This is a genomic window from Desulfobacter curvatus DSM 3379, assembly GCF_000373985.1.
In the GTDB taxonomy this organism is placed as follows: Bacteria; Desulfobacterota; Desulfobacteria; order Desulfobacterales; family Desulfobacteraceae; genus Desulfobacter; species Desulfobacter curvatus.
This window is the reverse complement of sequence record NZ_KB892946.1, coordinates 1-20,099: the sequence shown is the minus strand read 5'-3', so window position 1 is coordinate 20,099 and position 20,099 is coordinate 1. Positions and strand designations below refer to the sequence as shown.

Annotated in this window: 17 protein-coding genes; 15 read left to right on the top strand and 2 right to left on the bottom strand. The window is 46.9% G+C overall.

From position 1 onward, the window contains the following. Positions 1 to 76 precede the first annotated feature (76 nt). The 5 genes from lon to B147_RS0105050 all read left to right on the top strand — a co-directional run bounded on the left by lon (position 77) and on the right by B147_RS0105050 (position 7,531). Entirely contained in the window at positions 77 to 2,428 is a 2,352-nt protein-coding gene (gene lon, locus B147_RS0105070; protein WP_020586156.1) for an endopeptidase La, read from the top strand. Positions 2,429 to 2,561: 133 nt separating this feature from the next. Further along, the gene (locus B147_RS33120; protein WP_020586155.1) at positions 2,562 to 3,320 is read left to right on the top strand and encodes a septal ring lytic transglycosylase RlpA family protein; all 759 of its coding nucleotides are present in this window, start codon (positions 2,562 to 2,564) and stop codon (positions 3,318 to 3,320) included. Between the two features lie 169 nt (positions 3,321 to 3,489). After that, a complete protein-coding gene (gmhB, locus tag B147_RS0105060) occupies positions 3,490 to 4,065 on the top strand; it encodes a D-glycero-beta-D-manno-heptose 1,7-bisphosphate 7-phosphatase (protein ID WP_020586154.1) in 576 nt (191 codons plus the stop codon). After that, positions 4,062 to 6,203: an SF1B family DNA helicase RecD2 gene (recD2, locus tag B147_RS0105055; protein WP_020586153.1), complete on the top strand. Its 2,142-nt coding sequence runs from the start codon at positions 4,062 to 4,064 to the stop codon at positions 6,201 to 6,203. The genes gmhB and recD2 overlap by 4 nt, the downstream gene beginning before the upstream one ends. Next, positions 6,200 to 7,531, top strand: a complete 1,332-nt coding sequence (locus B147_RS0105050; RefSeq protein WP_020586152.1) for a YdgA family protein — start codon at positions 6,200 to 6,202, stop codon at positions 7,529 to 7,531. Before recD2 ends, B147_RS0105050 begins: the two co-directional genes overlap by 4 nt. Before the next feature lie 54 nt (positions 7,532 to 7,585). Here the strand turns inward: B147_RS0105050 and B147_RS0105045 are convergent, their stop codons facing one another. Next, the gene (locus tag B147_RS0105045; protein ID WP_020586151.1) at positions 7,586 to 8,506 is read right to left on the bottom strand and encodes a helix-turn-helix transcriptional regulator; all 921 of its coding nucleotides are present in this window, start codon (positions 8,504 to 8,506) and stop codon (positions 7,586 to 7,588) included. A 24-nt stretch (positions 8,507 to 8,530) separates the two neighbouring features. Continuing rightward, positions 8,531 to 9,046: a shikimate kinase gene (locus B147_RS0105040; protein ID WP_020586150.1), complete on the bottom strand. Its 516-nt coding sequence runs from the start codon at positions 9,044 to 9,046 to the stop codon at positions 8,531 to 8,533. A 214-nt stretch (positions 9,047 to 9,260) separates the two neighbouring features. Here B147_RS0105040 and B147_RS30055 point away from each other — a divergent pair, with 214 nt between their 5' ends. From B147_RS30055 to B147_RS0104990, 10 genes are all read left to right on the top strand, one after another. Continuing rightward, positions 9,261 to 9,875, top strand: a complete 615-nt coding sequence (locus B147_RS30055) for a TetR/AcrR family transcriptional regulator (protein WP_020586149.1) — start codon at positions 9,261 to 9,263, stop codon at positions 9,873 to 9,875. Positions 9,876 to 9,900: 25 nt separating this feature from the next. Beyond that, entirely contained in the window at positions 9,901 to 12,369 is a 2,469-nt protein-coding gene (locus B147_RS0105030) for an efflux RND transporter permease subunit (RefSeq protein ID WP_020586148.1), read from the top strand. A 1-nt stretch (position 12,370) separates the two neighbouring features. Next, positions 12,371 to 13,201 (top strand): outer membrane lipoprotein-sorting protein, encoded by an 831-nt coding sequence (locus B147_RS0105025; RefSeq protein WP_020586147.1) that lies wholly within the window; start codon positions 12,371 to 12,373, stop codon positions 13,199 to 13,201. Positions 13,202 to 13,210: 9 nt separating this feature from the next. Then, positions 13,211 to 14,680 (top strand): DUF1302 family protein, encoded by a 1,470-nt coding sequence (locus B147_RS0105020; protein WP_020586146.1) that lies wholly within the window; start codon positions 13,211 to 13,213, stop codon positions 14,678 to 14,680. Between the two features lie 86 nt (positions 14,681 to 14,766). Then, on the top strand, positions 14,767 to 15,339 hold the full coding sequence (locus B147_RS0105015; protein ID WP_020586145.1) for a hypothetical protein: 573 nt from the start codon (positions 14,767 to 14,769) through the stop codon (positions 15,337 to 15,339). Between the two features lies 1 nt (position 15,340). Beyond that, the gene (locus tag B147_RS0105010; protein ID WP_020586144.1) at positions 15,341 to 15,829 is read left to right on the top strand and encodes a hypothetical protein; all 489 of its coding nucleotides are present in this window, start codon (positions 15,341 to 15,343) and stop codon (positions 15,827 to 15,829) included. After that, positions 15,798 to 16,238 (top strand): class I SAM-dependent methyltransferase, encoded by a 441-nt coding sequence (locus B147_RS30960; protein ID WP_020586143.1) that lies wholly within the window; start codon positions 15,798 to 15,800, stop codon positions 16,236 to 16,238. The genes B147_RS0105010 and B147_RS30960 overlap by 32 nt, the downstream gene beginning before the upstream one ends. Before the next feature lie 137 nt (positions 16,239 to 16,375). Continuing rightward, the gene (locus B147_RS0105005; RefSeq protein WP_020586142.1) at positions 16,376 to 16,789 is read left to right on the top strand and encodes a hypothetical protein; all 414 of its coding nucleotides are present in this window, start codon (positions 16,376 to 16,378) and stop codon (positions 16,787 to 16,789) included. A 14-nt stretch (positions 16,790 to 16,803) separates the two neighbouring features. Then, the gene (locus tag B147_RS0105000) at positions 16,804 to 17,049 is read left to right on the top strand and encodes a hypothetical protein (RefSeq protein WP_020586141.1); all 246 of its coding nucleotides are present in this window, start codon (positions 16,804 to 16,806) and stop codon (positions 17,047 to 17,049) included. Between the two features lie 608 nt (positions 17,050 to 17,657). After that, positions 17,658 to 19,883, top strand: coding sequence for a hypothetical protein (locus B147_RS0104990; RefSeq protein WP_157237784.1), 2,226 nt, complete (start codon positions 17,658 to 17,660; stop codon positions 19,881 to 19,883). Positions 19,884 to 20,099 lie beyond the last annotated feature (216 nt).

Here is a 20,099-nt window from a genome sequence, read left to right as displayed (position 1 = left end):
TATTGACACCGGGGATGCCCCCTCGAAAAGGTAAAAACCCAATGGATTAGTTGATTGTACATAAAAAGGAAAACGAATGGATGAATTAAACCATCCCTCCGTCCCCATCACCACCGACGACATACCTGACGAACTACCCATTCTTCCCATAGTGGATACCAATCTGTTTCCCAAAATGGTGTTGCCCCTGGTTTTGATCCAGAAAGAGGCCATTGACCTGATTGACGATGCCATGTCCGGAAACCGTATGCTCGGCCTTCTGCTGTCAAAGCGCTCGGACATCGATTCCAGACACACGGCCAACGACCTGTGCCGCATTGGTACCGTCGCCGTAATTCTTAAAATGTCCAAAATGGACGACGAAAAGGCCCAGCTGCTGATCCAGGGCCTGCACCGGTTCAAGGTGGTGGAGTATCTGGAAGACCATGATTATATGCATGCCGGCATTGCCGTTCTCAAAAGCCGTAACAACGAAAGGAACAAGGAAAACAGGGCCTTGATGGCCAACATTGTTGAACAGTACGAAAAAATCGTAGCGCTTTCGCCGGGCCTGCCGGCGGAAATAGGCCAGATGGTCAAAACCCTGCAGGAACCCAGTGCCCTTGCCGACATGGTGGCGTCCACCATTAATGCTCCGGTTAATGAAAAACAAAAAGTCCTTGAGCTGCTTGACGTGAACCGCCGTCTGAAAAAGGTCACCCGTCTGGTCAATGACCAGCTTGATATTCTTGAAATGGGCTCTAAAATTCAAAGTCAGGTCCGGGAAGACATGGACAAACGCCAGCGCGAATATTACCTGCGCCGGCAGCTCAAAGCGATTAAAGCAGAGCTTGGAGAAACCGACCAGGAATCTGTGGAGATCCGGGAATACAGAACCCTGATCCAGGACAATCCCATGCCCGAAGCGGCCACAAAAGAAGCCGAGCGTGAACTGGAACGTCTTGCAAAGATGCACCCCTCATCCTCCGAATATGTCGTATCCTCTACCTATCTGGACTGGCTGACCTCTTTGCCCTGGAACGAATATGCCGAAAACCGGCTGGATATTGCCGAGGCCAGAAAGATTCTGGACCAGGACCATTACGGCCTTGAAAAACCCAAAAAACGGATATTGGAATTTCTGGCCGTACGTAAACTCAAAAAAGACTCCAAAGGCCCGATACTGTGCTTTGCCGGCCCTCCGGGCACGGGAAAAACCTCCCTGGGCCAATCCATTGCCAGGGCCCTGGGCCGGGAATTTGTCCGCATTGCCCTGGGCGGCGTCAGGGATGAAGCTGAAATCCGTGGACACCGGCGGACTTATGTGGGGGCCATGCCAGGCCGGATCATTCAGCATTTAAGAACGGCCGGGAAAAAAAATCCCGTCTTCATGCTGGATGAAATTGACAAGGTCAGCTCCTCCTACCAAGGAGATCCCTCATCCGCCCTGCTTGAAGTCCTTGATCCGGAGCAGAACCGGAATTTTGTTGACCACTACCTGGATGTCCCCTTTGATTTGTCGGATGTCATGTTTTTGACCACAGCCAATGTGTTGCACACCATCCCCCCCCCTTTGCTGGACAGAATGGAGGTACTTGAGCTTACCGGGTATACCCAGGAGGAAAAGCTTAAAATCGCGACCCGGTATATCATCCCCAAACAGCGGGAGGCCAACGGCATCAACGCCGGCCAAATCAAAATAACTCCGGGCGCGGTCAAACAAATTATTTCCGGATATACCAGGGAATCGGGTCTACGCAACCTGGAACGCCAGATCGGGGCTGTGTGCCGGGGGGTTGCCGCTAAAATCGCCGAAGGCCAGGTTGAAAATTTGACCATTGGCCGCAAAGAACTTCCAGAATACCTAGGCCCCATCCAGAACATGCCTGATATGGCCACCCGGATCAACGTGCCGGGCGTTGCGGTGGGTCTTGCCTGGACCCCTGTGGGGGGAGAAGTACTTTTTGTGGAGGCCGTGGCCATGAAGGGCGGCAAGGGCCTGACGCTCACCGGACAGCTGGGAGATGTCATGAAAGAGTCTGCATCCACCGCGTTAAGTTTCATCCGGTCCAATGCCGACCGGATGGATGTGGATGACACCTTTTTTGATACCCATGATATCCATATTCATGTGCCCGAAGGGTCCATTCCCAAGGACGGCCCCTCTGCCGGGGTGACCATGCTCACCGCCCTTGCCTCCCTGATCACCAAAAGAAAGGTAAAATCCCGTCTGGCCATGACCGGTGAGATTACCCTGAGGGGTGAAGTCCTGCCTGTGGGAGGCATCAAGGATAAGGTGATTGCGGCCCACAGGGCCGGTATCCGCTCTTTGATTCTGCCGCTTTGGAATGAAAAAGATATGGAAGATATTCCGGAGCATATTAAATCCACCATGACCTTCTATTTTACCGATAAAATGAAAGATGTTCTTAAAACGGCCATGGAATAACAGCCATGGGCTGGCCTGGTCTGCCAACTCCCAGGTACAGCCCACAACAAAACATGAAATATAATTTGGCAACTCATTGGAACTATTATATAAAATAATGATATTCTGTATGAATTACACGACCAGGACATTGATGCCGGTCCTTATTTTCTGCCTGGCGGTTACCGTTGCTGGATGCGGTGCCGGAACCTATAATTCCGGCCATAGCAGACCTGCGGATAAACGATACAACGATACCGACGCCACCCAGCGCCCCTATCGCATTGCAGGAAAACACTATTATCCCATGGCCTCGGCTAACGGGTATGTGGAAAAGGGACGCGCCTCCTGGTATGGCCGAAAATTCCACGGCCGGAAAACATCCAACGGTGAAACCTACAACATGTACGCCATGACCGCAGCCCATAAAACCCTTCCCATGAACACATGGGTCAGGATTGAAAACCTGGACAACGGCCGGCAGACCACGGTGCGCATCAATGACCGGGGACCCTTTGTGGCCGGCAGGATTATAGATCTGTCCTATAAGGCAGCCCAGCGCATTGGTATCGTGGGGCCCGGCACGGCCCGGGTAAAGGTAACGGCCCTTGGAGAGGCAACGGCCTACTCCAAAAAAGACCACTCCCCCGTCAACTTTAAGCCTGTGGATTATTGGAAAGGCAATTTTACCGTACAGGTGGGGGCGTTCAAGATGAGGACCAATGCGGAGACATACCGGATCAAGTTGTCTAAGGACTATCTTAACGCCCATATTGTTCCCTATGCCGACGACCGGGGGCAATTTTACCGGGTAAGAATCGGTAAATTCAACAACCTCAATGATGCCGTGACGTTCAGTGAAAGATTGATGGCCGGGGAAGGTTTTCACCACGCCTTTGCCGTAGCCGAATAATTGATGTTTGAACGAAAAGTCACCCACCTGCGGCGTTGCAAAAAAATTTAAAATCCTCACATACATTAGTATGCTCCGGTTTTAAATTTTTCTGCGCCTTGCATCTGGGCAACTTTTCGTCCAAACACGGATTTTTATTCAGACACGAGTTAGGAGAAGTTTAGAAAGAATGGCAGGATATACGGTTTTTATAGACCGGGACGGTGTGATCAACCATGATTCCGACGCCTATATCAAACATCCCGACGAGTTCCATTTTATCTCCAAAAGTCCGGACGCCATTGCCCTTTTGAACGCCAAAGGGTTTCAGGTAATTCTGATCACCAACCAATCGGCTGTGGGCCGCGGTATGATATCCCGGCCGACCCTTGATGCCATTTTAAAAAAAATGGCCCGCGGGGTGGCACAGGCCGGTGGGCGGATCAAGGATATATTTTTCTGCCCCCATACCCCGGACCAGGGATGCGACTGTCGAAAACCCAAGCCAGGAATGATTCTCCAGGCCGTGAAGTGCCATGGCATTGATCTGAAGAAATCCTTTATGGTGGGAGATTCTGCCAAAGATATTGAATGCGGCAAAAATGCCGGGTGTGCCAAAACCATTCTGGTTAAAACCGGTAACGGGGAAAAGGCCCTGGCCGATTTGACAAAAAAAGGCATTTTACCCGATTTTATTGCCGGAAATCTTTACGAGGCCGCCTGTTGGATAACCGATAATTTTCCCTCCGGCAATATGGCGTTATGATTACCATCAGCGGCACCCTGTCCCGGATTACATTCCAGAATCCGGAAAATCACTACACTGTGTGTCGTGTGGCCGTGCCCAAGGTGGCCGATGCCATCACCGTGGTCGGTCATCTGCCCGGAGTGGCCCAAGGTGAACGACTTAAACTCAAGGGCACATGGACCAGCCACCCTAAATATGGAGAGCAGTTTAAGGCCGCCTCGTTTGAAGTCACCCTGCCCTCATCCATGTCAGGTATTCGAAAATACCTAAGCTCCGGTATTATTCCCGGTATTAACCAGGAACTGGCCGACAGGATTGTGGATACCTTTGGGGAACAGACCCTGGAAATCATTGAAAATGATCCGGACCAGCTCCTTGATGTCTACGGGATAGGCAAGACCAAACAAAAAATGATTGAAACGGCCTGGAATACCCACCACTGCGTGCGGCGGGTCATGGAGACGCTGCAGGGCACCGGTATTGATTCGGCCAAGGCCGCAGCCATCCTTAAAACATATGGAGACCGCGCCCTGGAGGTGTTGACCCAGGATACCTTTCGCATTGCCCGGGACATTCCTGCCATTGGTTTTACCGCCGTGGATGAACTGGCAAGGGCACTGGGTGTGGAAAGGGATACGGAAGAAAGGCTTAAAGCCTGCCTGGTCTGCCGCTTGCTGGACCTGGAGCAGGACGGACATGTGTTTGAAGATAAAGAAGAGCTGATCCGGGCCTGTATTCAACGGGCGGGGGTGTCCGGGGAACAGCTTTTAGATGCGCTCGGGGCTCTGGACGCGGATAACGAGGTGGTACTTGAAAATGACAGGGTATATCTTGCGCCGTTACATAAAGCTGAAGCCGGGATTGCCCGTCGCATCAAAGCGCTTTTATCCATGCCCAATCCTGATGTCCGCGTTGACGAAGATTCAATCCAGGCCCAGGTGCTCTCCGCCATGGCCGTTCAGTTGTCCCGGGAGCAGTTGGATGTGGTGACCCGGATTATGGGTCAGAAAATTTCCATTATCACCGGCGGTCCCGGCACAGGGAAGACAACCCTGATAAAGGCATTGTGCGTGGTATTCAAAACGCTTCGCCTCAAGGTGATGCTCTCCGCCCCCACAGGCCGGGCAGCCCGTCGTCTGTCCGAAGTGACCGGGCGGAAAGCCAAAACCCTTCACAAACTTTTAGGCTTTAACCAGGACACGGAAACCTTTGAACATGATTTCACCAATCCTTTGGACCTGGACCTTCTGGTGGTGGATGAAGCGTCCATGGTGGACACCCAGCTCATGTATCGCCTGTCCGAGGCCCTGCCGGCCGGAGCCGGTCTGATTCTGGTGGGGGACACTTTTCAGCTCCCCTCTGTGGGGCCGGGGAATGTATTGTCGGATATTATTGACTCGGCACAAGTGGCGGTGTTTGCCTTGACACGGATTTTCCGCCAGGCCCGGAAAAGCCCCATTGTCATGCATGCCCACAGTATCCGAAACGGGCAGATGCCGGACATAAAATCGGCATCTGGGGACCAGCTCTCCCAATTCTATTTTATTGAAACCGGCACACCGGCCCGGGTGGCTGACACCATCTGTGAACTGTGTGCCCAAAGAATTCCAAACGCCTTTCCCCACATCCGTGAAACCCAAGTACTCACCCCCATGCACCGGGGAGAGGCCGGCACCATCAGCCTAAACCAACGCTTGCAGGCGGTTTTGAATGATGCTCCCGGCGGTATTGAGTCCCATGGTCACACATTTAAGACCGGAGATAAGGTTATGCACCTTAAAAATAATTATGACAAAGAGGTGTTCAACGGGGATATAGGACGAGTGATAGAGGCAGACAAATCCACGGGCCAAGTGCTTGTGGATTACGAGGGCAGACCCGTCGCCTATGATCTGCCGGAACTGGATGAATTGACTCTGGCCTATGCGATTTCCGTTCACAAATCCCAGGGTTCGGAATATGATGCCGTTGTCATTGCCCTGACCACGGCCCATTTTCCCCTTCTGCAGAGAAATCTGCTGTACACGGCCATGACCCGTGGAAAATTTCTTGTCATTATTGTGGGATCCACCCGGGCCTTTAAAACGGCCTTTGACAATAACAGGACCGCTTTGCGACGGTCCGGACTGAAAGACCGTCTGGAGGAAAACTTATGAAAAAATTGTTGATCGTTTTAATCTGCCTGGCTGTTGTCTGTGCTGCAGGCCTGCCCATTGCCAACGGCATTATCATGGAACGTACGATTAAATCAGCTATTGAAGAAAATAACAACAGAGCCGCCAAAACCGGGACCGATTTTAGGATCAAGATTCTTGAATATGACCGGGGCCTGTTTTCTTCCCGGGTAAAGTGGTGCATTGAGAATCCCGGTGGTTTTCGCGGCAAAGATATGGCGCAGATAGTGCTGGTAAACCAGGGGACGCACGGTTTTTTCAGTGTGAATTCACAAACAAGTCTTGAAGAAAATCCCTGGTACATGCAATGGGTGAACACCCATCTGAACGGCAAAGATCCTTTGTCCATCCGGACCCGGTTTTCCCTTGCCGGCACTATGGGCTCCAAAATACATATGAACGCCTTTTCCATTGAAGGTAAAGGAAAAACGGTCGATTTTCATACCTTGGATCTTGACATTTCCACGGGGAACGGCTTTGAAACCCTGGATACAAAAGGGCGGTGGGAAGGTTTGTCCCAGGGTGGTGAATTTGTGATGGGACCGGTCACTTTTTCATCTGATCTGTACCAGCTCACAGACATCATCTGGGCTGGGGAAAATACAATTTCACTGGAACAACTGAAAATAAATGACGGGAAATCAGATCCCGTAAATCTTTCCGGACTCACCTTCAATTTCAACACAAGTGCGTCCGAGGATAAAACAACAGTGACCATGGTCATGGACTTTCATGTAGACAGCATTGAACTGGGCGGCAAGCCGTTGTCTGACTGGGCCGGCACATTTACAGTGAAACAGATCGATACGGCATCTTTTGAACAGGGCATGGCCCTGTACTCAGGCATAATGACCCAGGCGGGCCGGCGTTTTGAAAAAACAAGCGGGAACCCCGGTGATTTCCAGAAGATCCTGAAGGATGAAATGGCTCGGAACACGCCCCAACTCATGTCCGCACTCAATGGGTTACTTAAGAAAGGTCTGGGTATAGAAATCTCCGGACTGGATATCGAATTGCCCGAGGGAAAGCTGACCGGAAGCCTGGATCTTACGCTAAAAAAAGATCTGGACCCCTCCAACGTTCTTGCTTTTGCCATGCAGCCGGACACGATGTTTTCATATTTTAACCTGGATGCGCAACTCAACATGCCCTATGCCCTTGCAGGCGGTATCCCTAATCTGACTAGACCGCTGTTCCCCGGAATGGCCACCGGGTTTTTCATTATCAAAGACGACCTTTTGTCCCTTGATATGCACATCAAGGAAGATAAACTGTTTCTTAACGGGAATCAGGTGGTACTGAATCAGTAAGTGTTCTCCGCTGCCGGGGTGGTGTTTCCCCGGCAGCGGGCAATGGCGCAAAACTCATTGCTCATCATCGTTGCCCGTTTCAGGGTAAACCATTTTTCCGGTCATGGACAGATCGTATCCGCCCAGTTCATCGGCTGTTCTTTGAATCACTTTACCTTTGAGCATGGACAAAAACAATTGAACACCCTGGTCAAAAAAGCTGTCTTTATTGACAAAAAGGTCAAAACGCTCCCAGTATAAAGAAATGAAATCCAATCCAAGAAGGTTGGCCACGGATCTGATGCCCGGCGCGGCATGGGCTTTCCCATTAAGTATGGCCAAGCCTGCATCCATATGCCGGGATACACAATTTTCATATCCGTTAATGGACTCGCCGTCTATGTCAAACCGTTTTAATTCCCGGTCCAAAAGTTGCCGGGAACCGGTACCCAAACGGCGATTCACCATGGTTAAATCTTTCCGGGACAGGTCTTTTACAGATGAAATCCCCAGGGGATTATCTTTTTGAATAATCAGGCCCTGTTCTCTATGGCATAAGTTTACAACCGCCATGGCCTGGACAATTTCTTTATCCATGAACGGGAAACCGGTATTGCTGTGTTCATCAGCCGACCGGCAGCCGGCAATGTGACACTGATTTTTTCTCAGGGCTTTGAGTCCGCCCATACTGCCGGTCAGGCCGAACAGAGCCATGTGTTCACTGTGTTTCAGATTGAATGTGCAAATCAGGGTATCCAGCAGCAGATCGTTGGCACCGGATATAAGTACCAGTCCGTGGTACGGCGGCAGCTTGGCTTGTTCCGGAAAATTCCGGGTGCCGTTTTCAACCCATTGGCGGACAAGCTCAAGGGGAAACAGCCATTTCCCCGTTACTTTAGAGGCAGGCAGTCCCTTTTCCGCAATCAGGGAATAGATCATTTTCTCGTTTACATTGAGATATTTCGCCACCTGTCGCGTGGTCAACATTTCGTCCATATTGTATGCCTTTGGGGTATTTGTTCACATTTGAACTGCCAATGCCGTGGCAATATCGGCTGCCACCTGGCCCGGCAGATTTTGACCACATTCTATTTTTATGTCACAGAATTTATCGTACAAAGGTGTTCTTTCTTTATAAAGCCAATCAATGCTGCTGCTCGGATCAATGGCCACCCCCCTGGCTTCAATATCGGACAGCCGGGTCAGCAGGGTGGGCAGATCAGCATGCAGATAGATAACCGTGGCAATTTTTTTAAGATGGCGCATGGCCCGTTCCCGGTATATGACGGAACCGCCGGTGGAAATGACCTGGCGTTTGCCGCCAAGACCGAGCAGGTGGCCGGCCTCAATGTCCAGGAAGCCATTAAGTCCCTTCTTTTTAATGATCTGGGCAAGGGTCATATTTTCCTTTGTCTGGATCACAATATCCGTATCCAGAAAAGCATAGCCCAGCTGTTTTGCCAGAAGCACCCCGACGGTACTTTTTCCAACAGCCGGCATGCCTATTAACGCAAGGTTCAAGTCTTGGGATCTCATTTTTTTCTTTGTTTAATAATGTTGCTCACGGGTGAATAATGCAGGGATAATGGTTCGTTTATATCAAAATAAACCTTGTGTTTCAATATAGGCCCGCCTCTTTTGATTCCTTCACAGCCCGTAAAATTTAAAAACCTGCCTGTTGACAAACCCACCAAATTTAATTAAACGTGTTTTTATATTAAACATGTTTAATTAAATTTGGTGGGGGGCCATGAACCGAAAACAAGCATCTAAAGAGGAAACAAGGCGGCTAATCCTTCAAGCAGCCAGAAAGCTATTTTTTGAAGAAAATTTCAGCCGGTGCACAATGCGGCGGGTTGCGGCTGAAGCCGGGGTCTCTGCCGCGTCTGTTGTTGTTCATTTTAAAAACAAAACCGCGCTCATGGAAGCGGCCCTATCCGAAGACATCGGGCGGACCTGGGAGGGCGCTTTAAACACCATGCCCGCCAAAGGCACCATAGCCACGCGTATAAAACATATCTGGCTGACCATGTTCATCTTTTATGATGGAAACAGAAATTTATACCGCGAGCTGCTCAGCAGCACGGTGTTAAAAGTTGAAGCGGATACACCTGCCCTTCGCAAGGATATTGATAGCTTTCTCAACCGCCTTGTAACCATAATTGAAGATGAAAAAACAGCAGACAGGATGGCAGGAGACGTGGACAGCATGATTCTGTCCATGTCGCTTTTTTCGCAGTATTTTGGTGTGGAGATTATGTTTTTCCGGGATCCGGCCATTACCCCAAAAATGGCAGCAGAAATGGCGGAAAAAATGAACAGGCAGACACTTACCGGCCTTGAAAATCCATCGAAAATGCAGTGACACAAAACAGATAAAGGAACAATCCATGGCTGTGATTCATAAAAAACTGGAATCTTTCTTCGAAGCCATTGCAACGTGGGTTTATGCACATGGCGTTTTAACCTTAATCATTATCTTCCTGATGTCAGTTATGCTTGCGGCTCAATTGCCCAGGCTGACCATGGACACCAGGGATCAAAGTTTTTTCCACCCGGATGATCCCACCTTGGTGGCCTATGACCGGTTCCGGTATGAGTTTGGCCAGGACGACATCTTTTTCATTGCCATGAAACCTGAAAAGGGCTTGACCCCATCTTTTTTTAAAACAATGCGCCGGCTTCACAGGGATCTGGAAAAAAATGTCCCTTATCTGGACGAAGTGGACAGCCTGATCAACGGACGTATTGTCCGGGCGGACAACGATACGCTCATTGTGGAGGATCTGATCCCGGAACCGCCGGAAACCCGGGACGAAAATCAGCGTATTATAAAACTGATCGACCACTATCCCCTTTATGAAGATTTTCTGGTTTCAGGAGACCGCACCCTGGCCATGATTATGGTCAAGGCCCAGGCCTTTGTACAACCACCCCAGGATGACCTGTTAACCGGGTTTGAATCGGACATCACCGAAAACGCCCCATCTGCGGCCCAGTACCTGGACAACCAACAAAATATTGAAATCAATGACCGGATTCGTGAAATCGTTGACACATATCGCGGCCGGGGCATTGAATTTTTCTTTGCAGGCACCCCGGTCTTTGCAGCGGAACTGCAGCGGGGGCTTGAAAAAGATCTGGGTCTGATGACCCCCTTGTCATTTCTACTGATCATTATATTTTTATCCATCCTCTTCAGGCGGGTTTCAGGTGTGATATATCCGATGATCATTGTGATGCTTTCGCTGATCTCTTCCCTGGGGCTTATGGCGGTCTGGGGGATTCCCATCTCCAATGCCATCATGATTCTGCCCACCTTTCTAATTGTTGTGGGTGTCGGGGATGCCGTCCATATCCTCACTATCTTCTACCGCAATCTCCAAAAGTCCCCGGGTCATAACCCGGATAAAAAAGCAGCCATCATCTGCGCTGTGGGCCATTCCGGGCTGCCGGTCCTCATGACCAGCCTGACCACCGCCTGCGGGCTGTTATCCTTTGTCTGGGCCGATGTGGCCATCATCTCCCACCTGGGGTATATTGCACCGGCAGGGGTTATGATTGCATTTTTATATACGCTTTTTCTGCTGCCGGCCCTGGTTGCCGTCTTTCCCATAAAAACAAAGCAGCTACGGACCCAAGGAAAACCGCCCGTTGCGGACCGGATTTTCGACGGCATTGCCAAAACGGCAACGCACAAGCCCCTGGTGATCACGGCAGTCTGGACTGTTTTATTCTTACTTGCCGCACTGGCTGCGTTCAATGTCCGGTTTTCCCACAATGCCATGTCCTGGCTGCCCCACAACTCCACGGCCCGGGTGGGCACCCGGCTGATGGACCAAAAAAACGGAGGCACGGTCATGCTGGAAGTTATCATTGACGCAGGACGCGAAAACGGGCTGCATGACCCGGACCTGCTTTTGCGCATGGATCAAGCCGGTAAAACGATTCCAACAATCTGCGAACACAATATCAGGGCCGGCAAAGTGGTTTCCATGGTCGATGTTCTCAAGGAGACCAACCGGGCCCTGAACGAAGACATTGAGTCCGCTTACATTGTGCCGGACACCCGGCAGCTGGCAGCCCAGGAACTGATCCTGTTTGAATCCAGCGGCAGTGATGATCTGGCCGAACTTGCGGACGGGACTTACCAAAAGGCGCGCATGTCTGTTTTGGCACCCTTTACCGACTCAATCCTTTACAAGGACTATGTCGAAAAGATCAAAGCCTACCTGGACCGTCAATTCCCCCATGAAGCCGTCACCCTCACAGGCCACATGGCGCTGTTCATCGGCATCACAAAGATGTTTATCACCAGCATGGCCAAAAGCTATCTGTTCGCCTTTGTGGCCATTACCCTCATGATGATGGTGATGATGGGTAACTTTAAAATCGGTTTGATGAGCATGATTGCCAATATTGTTCCCATTGTAATGATTTTCGGGATCATGGGGACGGCTTCCTTCCCCATAGACATGGTGACCATTCTTGTGGGCAGTATTGTATTAGGCCTGGTGGTGGATGACACCATCCATTTCCTGCACCATTTCCGAAGGGCCTATGATGTGAGCGGATGCGTTGAAACTGCGGTCAAAGAGACCCTTCACAATACCGGCCGGGCGTTGGTGATCACAAGCATTGTGCTTTGCGGGGGATTTTTAATTTATACCACCGCTTATCTATCCTGTTATGTCCGGTTCGGCATATTAACCGCCAGCGCTGTCCTGTTTGCCCTGACTGCGGACCTGGTTCTATTGCCGGCACTTCTGGCACTGATTTATAAGCGGCGGGAACCGGCGTTAGGAGCAGTCGCCAAAGCAGCCGGTCAAAACGACATACAAAATCTCAAAGGAATATAAAATGAAAAAACAAAAAAGAAACAGGTGGCTTTGGCAGGGATTATTTACCTTGGTGCTGTTGATATTGAGTTCGGCTCCGGCACTGGCCGATGACCCTGCCGCACGCAAAATTATGGAACAGGTGGATGCCAGGGACACCGGGGACAACCGGGTCGCGCAAATGGAAATGATCCTGACCGATCGGAACGGCGGCCAGCGGATTCGAGAAATCCAAACATTTACCAAAGACAAGGGGCCGGACACCCTGTCCCTGATGTTTTTCCTTTCTCCGGCGGATGTGAATAAAACCGCCTTTTTAAACATTGATTATGATGATCCAGAACATGAGGACGATCAATGGCTCTATCTGCCGGCATTGAAAAAAACCAAACGCATTGCATCTGCGGATAAAAGCGGCAGTTTCATGGGCTCGGACCTGAACTACTCGGACATGACCGACCGCGAACTGACATACTATGATTACAGGTTTTATGAAAAAGGCCGGGAGCAAATTTTTGACGGTGTCAAAACCTGGGCCATATGGGCCATTCCCAGATCAGAAAAGATCATCAAAGAGACCGGATACGACAAGGAACTCCTGTTTGTCCGCCAGGACAACGATGTGGTGATCCGGTCCATCAGCTGGGTGGAAAACAGCCCGGACCTCAAATACATGATGGTCCGTCAACTGGACAAAATTGACGGCATATGGGTGTCCACACACCTGCAGATCACCCGTAAGAAAGGAAAACAGATTATTCATAAAACCGATCTGACCCTGGACGGGGTTAAATTTAACCAGGATCTGGATGAAGGGCTGTTTTCCGTCCGGCAGATGGAAAAAGGATTGTAAAGCTTTTACATGAAACTAGAAACAAGATACAAGAAACAAAAGGGCGAGGCGCCTGCGGCACCCAATTTTACCTTACATTTTTGGTCTTTAGTTTCATTCATGATACTTTCCGGAATCCTGTGTCAGGCGGCCCTGGCCCATGACGGATCTGATGCGCTGCTTGACGGATTTGAGGATCTTGAAACAACAAAAGATGATAATGCCGGGGATGCCTTAACCGGTAACGCCGCCCACGCCCCACAAATCTTTCGTCTGACAGGGCATATTAAAACTGCCGGTGCATATAACTTTTCCCATGATGCACCGGTTCGGGAAGACACAGACTGGCAGGGCGTTAAAAGCCTGAAGACGGAAATGCTGCTGGAACTTGAAATTAAACCAATAGATAGATGGTCCATATTTAAATGGGTTGTATTTGCCAGTGGTCTTGCCGGGTATGATTTCATCTACACAGTCAAAGGGCGTGAAAATTATACGGATGAGGTTCTGGATGCGTACGAAAATCAAACGGAATTGCGCGAACTTTATCTTCAGGCAAGTCCTGCAAAGCAGCTGGACATCAAAACCGGCCGCCAGATTGTTGTATGGGGGACATCCGATTATGTCCGGGTGGTGGACATTCTAAATCCTCTTGATCTTAAAAATCCCGGCACCACGGACATTGAAGATCTTCGGCTGCCTGTAGCCATGAGCAAAATCGACTATTACCTGGGTCCCTTTAATCTATCCGGTATCATGATCCATGAAGTCCGGTTCAATGAAACACCATCTTACGGGTCTGGATTTTATCCGTATTCCCAAGCCCCGGCATATGAAGAAAAACCGGACTCTGATTTAGAGAACAGCCAATTTGCGCTGGCGCTTAAAGGAAGGTTCTCCGGTTTGGATTTAGGGCTGTACTGGGCAGATATATACCATCCGGACACTTATCTTGAAAACGGTTCAGATGGTATCACGCCTGTCCCGGTACAAAAACATGAACGGGTGAAGATGTTCGGGGCGTCATCAACCCTGGTAAAAGGGAACTGGATTATCAAAGCCGAATCAGCATATTGGGACGGACTGAAATATACTAATACACTCAATGACGAATTCTCACGGCTGGACGCCATGGCAGGTTTTGAATACAGTGGTTTCACAGATACCCGGATCACTCTGGAACTGGTCAACCAGCATCTTTTTAAATATAAAAGCGAACTGAAAAACAATCCTGACGGCGTTAATGAAGATCAGCTTCAATGGGTCGCCTGCATTGAAAAAGATTTTCTGCATGAGACCCTGACCTTGACATTTTTAGCCGCAGGATATGGGGAAAAGTGGCAAGGCGGCGCCTACCAGCGGGTTTCAGCAGAATACGACATTGCAGACAGTGTTACAGTAAAAGCAGGCGTTGTATTTTACCAGTCAGGGGACCTGCCTATGTTCAATGACATTGGGGGAAATGATCAAATTTTCCTTGAGTTAAAATTCAGTTTTTGAATTAAATTCTTTACGACTTATTTCGGGAAATGGTAAGAGTTTAAAATTCAAATATCTTTGTCTATTTAGATAGTTATAGGAGAAGAATGGCTACTAAAAGTGGAATATATTGGGTTACATGGGCCAATGCTCATGCAAAAAACAGCAACAAAGTTGATGATCTCGAAGTCTCATTTAAAAACGCTGCAACCGCTTTTATAAAGGCATTAAAAGATGCTGGCGCCACAGTGAATGTATCAACAACCAAAAGAAGTGATAAAAGGGCCTATCTTTTTCATTGGTCATGGAAGATTTCACAAGGCAAGTGTAAACCTTCTGATGCACAGAAGATGATCGGAGTCGACATAGAGTGGAATCATGGGGATTTGGCCAAGAGCAAATCAGGCGCACTTGAGATGGTGAACGGTTTTGGCTTAGCTATTCCGCCCAGGAGCATTAATCCTCCTTCTTTGACAAGCAATCATATAAGTGGCAAAGCGATTGATATGACCATCACATGGACCGGCACTATAAAAGTGAAAAAAAAGGACGGAACAGCGGTGTCTGTCACATCCTCTCCAAACGTAAATACCAATACAATACTTCATTCTATTGGAGAGTCTTATGGTGTAAAAAAATTAAAAACAGATGCTCCTCATTGGTCATACAATGGACGATAAAATGAAACTATTTATTCTTTTTATAATTGCTGTAATGGCAACATCCTGTTCACCATTATCAAAGCAGGATAATAATGGTTTGGATAATGAGATAGGTTGGTTACATGGAAGATGCCTGGCAATAAAAAACGCTGACATTCCTCCTCAGTATCAAATTAAATTGGTGCATCTTGACGACGAAGTAACTTTTGAAAAAGCTATAGTCCTAAAAAAAACGACGGAGAGTGAAGAATGCTACCCACTGATGGATGATAGAGCCAGTGTTAACAAGAATGCTGGATATTTTTTTTATATAATCAAATCAGAGCGGCCTGTGAATTTAGCAATTGGACTCCTGAATCCTGAAGAGCTATCTATATCTGGATTAAAATTTTCTTATTGCACTACTACAGAAGGAGTACAATTTTCAATATCAAAAAACAGTTCCGTAATTTGGCAAGGTTATTATTATCTTGGATATGAGTCAGAACCAACCTGTACGTCAGAATAAATTTAATAATGCTAATGTCGCTGGCGCCAATGGTCGCGCGCTGATTAGTACCACAAGAAAGCATCATGGAATTATCGGAAAGAAGGCGGGGAGATATATTAATGGATCACTACCTGTATTACCATTCAATGATGACGAATTCGAACTGGCGCTATGTTCTCATTATTTATTCTTATATAGTGAACATGTAACTTTAAACCAACATATTTTATCTTTGAAAGAGTTATGCCGTGTATCCAAAGAAGTTCGAATATATCCACTACTGTCAATTGAAGATAATGAACAGTCAAAGCATCTTAATCCTGTCATGACCTCTTTATTAAGCAGTGGGATCAGTACTTCACTGGTTTCAGTTGAATATGAATTTCAAAAAGGTGCCAAAGAAATGCTGGTGGCAAAACGTGTTTAACAAAACTCACCGCCGATGCCAAGGCGGCAAACGGCAGGCTACACATAGCGGTAACTACAAAAGATGGTCGCCGACTATTTATCCATACATTACATAACAGTGAACAAAATAATTAGCCACAAATATGGAATAATAAAATGAATGAGTTATCAACAATTAGTATTATAATTTTATTTGCTGCAATAATTCTAAGCAAAATAATTTCTGAAAAAGCGCTTAAACAGTTATCGCCTGAACAGAAAATTTCAATTCTTGATTCTTTCTCAAAAATGCGAATGTATAATTTGATTCCATTAGTGTTGATTTTAGGATTTTTTTTCTTTGCTGAAAAAATATTCCATTTTAATGGTTTCATTCCTTATATTTTATTCTTAGTTGCAATTTTATTGTTCATGATCGTAATACAGGTTTTCTCCTTTAAAAAACTGAAAACTCTTCAATTGCCTGATAAATATATGAAAAAATATTTATCATCACAATTAATAATTCTTTTAGGTTTTATAACTTGGATAGGGATTTCAATTTTTCCATTAATTTCATCCGGTGGCTAATCCGGCATTTCACTATGACTGGCTGGCCAGCGCTGCTTTTCACAGATACCCGTATCACTCTGAAACTGGTAAACCAGCATCTTTTTAAATATCAAAGCGAACTGAAAAACGATCCTAACAGCGTTAATGAAGATCTGCTTCAATGGGTCGCCTGCATTGAAAAAGATTTTCTGCACGAAACCCTGACCTTGACATTTTTAACCGCAGGATATGGGGAAACGTTGTATTTTACCAGTCAGGGGACCTGCCTATTTCAATGACATTGGGGGAAATGATCAAATTTTTCTTGAATCACAATTCAATTTTTGAATTAAGTTCTTTACGAATTATTTCGGGTAATGGTAAGAACCTTTTAATTAATCAAAAAATTTCAAAAGCCAAAAGATATTAGACGGCAGCCCCAACTATCCATAATTGAATGCTTAAATCATTGGGAATAAATAATATGCGTAATCTGAAATTGCTTTTCTTGGTTATCTGTTTACATCTATCCTTTATAATAAGCGCCTACGGGGAAATATATAAATGCATAGAAAGCGATGGAACCCTAAAATTTCAGGATTATCCATGCGAAAATCAAGAACGTCAGAAAAGCGATTTTTTTCATCCATCTCCAAAAAATAAAATTGAAGAAACGAAACCAGGGAAGGCCCAGATTAACCTTAAAAATGTAGGAATCAGTCCCTTTAAAGCATATTATTATACTGAAAATGATGGAAAGAATCCCGGCAAAGGCAACGACGGGACAATAAAAGATATAGTCTCAAAACTCCGGTTTACGGAGTCCGTCAAAAGGCCATCTATAAATTTAAACTTTTCTTTTCACGGAATAGATTCGTATAATTTCTATGGTGTCTGGAAAGGTACGATGACCGTTCTCAACGAAAGGCAATCCGTCAAGGCTCACTTCGATGTCTCAAAGGGAGATGTCGCCTTATACGTGAATGATGATCTGGTGGATAAATGGAGAGACGATTCTAAAATAGTCCGGTTCACCCTGAACAAAGGCGATAACAAAATAAGGATTGAGTTACATAACCATTGGCATACAACCTCTTTCAACGTTTCCTTCACCGATTATCAAAAATTGGACAAATCGGCAGCTGTGGAACTATTTAAAGATATAGACTTTAACTCGACTAAAATAGTTTATTTAGGCGCTTACGAGGCAAGCGCCAATACCGCCGGAAATAATTACAATGAAATTCTCGTTACACTACCCGGATCATCGGCACCGATTTTTATTTTTTTAAACAGTTACCGGGCAGTCAACTGGGTGTTCAACAACCCTCACAATGCAAAAATTACCGGTGTAGTGCTTCGCGGGAGATCACCCGGAAGTACGGTTGCAATGACCTCTCCTGCACCTGTTTATGAATTGCCGGCAAATAGGAACGCATACAAGAGTTCTTATGATATCCGGGCATTTACCGGGAAAAATGCAGACTATGCATTCACAGAATATGGTTTAAGCAATATTATTATCCCTGAATTTTTCCAGGCCAAAGCAAATGACCTCCCCCCAAAAAACGGTTCGATAAGCGCTTCGGATAGTGCTGCTCCGGGCCGGACTGACCCGTATCCGGTCAACTCGTTTGTCGAATCCCTGGTTGTTCAACAGCAGAATAATACGGTTACTCAAACCCAGGTTGTCAAGGAACCTGCCCTTGACGGCACCTTTATCAAAGGTAACTGGAAAGGGTACTTTGAAGTTTTAAAACCAATTGATAAAACATTTACAATTTCACACCAGGGACTTAGGGCTGAACTGATAATAGACGGCAGGTCTGTCTGGCGGGGGAAAAATTCCCGTGAAAAGGTCTATCAGCATAAGTTCAAGCCGGGAAGGCACGAGGTTATGTTTGTGGCCTACCCCGAAGTAGAATCCAGGGCGGCAAAATTAAATGTGTCGATCACAGATACCGCCAAAGACCTAAAATATGACGAACTGGCCGCCTATCTGAAAGGGATTGGGGACTTTGATTCGATTTACTGCGGGGTGCAGAAAAGCCAATCTCCGGATCAAACAGTGGATATTATCCTTAAAGACTCAAAAAAACCGGTTGTGCTTTTTTTAACCTCATATAGACGGGCAACCTGGGATTTTAAAAGCTGCAATACCGATAAACTTGCCGCAGTTGTAACCTCTGCCAAAAACGCCGCCGTATCTATTAAAAACCTTCCTCAAAATATACCCATCTATCATTTTTTCAAGTTGGCGAATACGACCCGATTCATCCCTGTTCGCGGAAAAAGATTAAACATAAAAGACACCTTCAAACAAGCTGCTCTGCAAATCCTTGCCTTGACCGGAAAATTACCGGCGGGTTTTAGCGGGGCGGATCAAACAGATACAATAGAAGCGCCGGAAACGATACTTGACCGGGAAAAATACCGGTATATCGGTTTTGCAGATGTATCACCGGATTATAATATCTTTATTGAACATCCCAAAAAAATTGATATTGTTTTTAATCCGGTGGCAACCAAATATGTTGATCCGAACAGAACCCGGGAATATATGCCGGGCAGAAAGATTCAACCGGAGGTCCAAAGAAAATCCTGGGCTGAACCCCTTGGCGCAACAAAAGACATCCCGACAGGAGCCTTTAAAGCCTTTTATTTCGATATCTTCAATCCGGGCCAGCCGAAATTCATCGGCATTGTTGAGGATGCCTCAGTCAATAGTTCCGGCAAGATAAAAAATAACAGTACAGGATCGGCCATAGTATACCAATATGGGATAATCCCTGAGAATTTCGGTGCATTCTGGATTGGCAATGTCGTTCTGGAGAAAGACAAAGAGATGGAAATCAATATGGATTCCGGTAACTCCGCCACCAGGGTGTTAATTGATGACAAGGAGGTCAAAGGCAGAAGGATTTCATTGAAAAAAGGGCGGCATAAAGTTGAAATCGAACACGTAAACGATTGGCATACATATGATTTTAATTTTTCCTTAACCGAACCTCAAGCGCTGCTCGCCTATGAAGAATTAAAGGAACGATTAGAAGACATATTGCCCGGATATCAAATGTCAATTACTTTGTCCGGTTCGCGTCAATTATCTTGTCCGGTTTTTTTATATCAATAAATGCTTTTTGAGTGCATAAATTCTGTTCCGTTTTTGTTACGATCTTTACATTTAGCAGACTGACTCAATCCTTCATTGTAATTGACGCCTGTTAAACCACATTAAATGGATTTTAGGATCGGTAATTGTCGTCTCATACATTGTATTTTTACCCTTACCCCCAAAAATTTGTAACTTCGTTCCAGGATAAGTCAAGGAAAAAACCGGTTCCTCCCA

What these genes read in the sequence shown, in the direction of transcription:
- lon (WP_020586156.1), top strand. Translation starts at nt 77, where the DNA reads ATGGATGAATTAAACCATCCCTCCGTCCCCATCACCACCGACGACATA.
- B147_RS33120 (WP_020586155.1), top strand. Translation starts at nt 2,562, where the DNA reads ATGCCGGTCCTTATTTTCTGCCTGGCGGTTACCGTTGCTGGATGCGGT.
- gmhB (WP_020586154.1), top strand. Translation starts at nt 3,490, where the DNA reads ATGGCAGGATATACGGTTTTTATAGACCGGGACGGTGTGATCAACCAT.
- recD2 (WP_020586153.1), top strand. Translation starts at nt 4,062, where the DNA reads ATGATTACCATCAGCGGCACCCTGTCCCGGATTACATTCCAGAATCCG.
- B147_RS0105050 (WP_020586152.1), top strand. Translation starts at nt 6,200, where the DNA reads ATGAAAAAATTGTTGATCGTTTTAATCTGCCTGGCTGTTGTCTGTGCT.
- B147_RS0105045 (WP_020586151.1), bottom strand. Translation starts at nt 8,506, where the DNA reads ATGGACGAAATGTTGACCACGCGACAGGTGGCGAAATATCTCAATGTA.
- B147_RS0105040 (WP_020586150.1), bottom strand. Translation starts at nt 9,046, where the DNA reads ATGAGATCCCAAGACTTGAACCTTGCGTTAATAGGCATGCCGGCTGTT.
- B147_RS30055 (WP_020586149.1), top strand. Translation starts at nt 9,261, where the DNA reads ATGAACCGAAAACAAGCATCTAAAGAGGAAACAAGGCGGCTAATCCTT.
- B147_RS0105030 (WP_020586148.1), top strand. Translation starts at nt 9,901, where the DNA reads ATGGCTGTGATTCATAAAAAACTGGAATCTTTCTTCGAAGCCATTGCA.
- B147_RS0105025 (WP_020586147.1), top strand. Translation starts at nt 12,371, where the DNA reads ATGAAAAAACAAAAAAGAAACAGGTGGCTTTGGCAGGGATTATTTACC.
- B147_RS0105020 (WP_020586146.1), top strand. Translation starts at nt 13,211, where the DNA reads ATGAAACTAGAAACAAGATACAAGAAACAAAAGGGCGAGGCGCCTGCG.
- B147_RS0105015 (WP_020586145.1), top strand. Translation starts at nt 14,767, where the DNA reads ATGGCTACTAAAAGTGGAATATATTGGGTTACATGGGCCAATGCTCAT.
- B147_RS0105010 (WP_020586144.1), top strand. Translation starts at nt 15,341, where the DNA reads ATGAAACTATTTATTCTTTTTATAATTGCTGTAATGGCAACATCCTGT.
- B147_RS30960 (WP_020586143.1), top strand. Translation starts at nt 15,798, where the DNA reads ATGAGTCAGAACCAACCTGTACGTCAGAATAAATTTAATAATGCTAAT.
- B147_RS0105005 (WP_020586142.1), top strand. Translation starts at nt 16,376, where the DNA reads ATGAATGAGTTATCAACAATTAGTATTATAATTTTATTTGCTGCAATA.
- B147_RS0105000 (WP_020586141.1), top strand. Translation starts at nt 16,804, where the DNA reads ATGACTGGCTGGCCAGCGCTGCTTTTCACAGATACCCGTATCACTCTG.
- B147_RS0104990 (WP_157237784.1), top strand. Translation starts at nt 17,658, where the DNA reads ATGACCGTTCTCAACGAAAGGCAATCCGTCAAGGCTCACTTCGATGTC.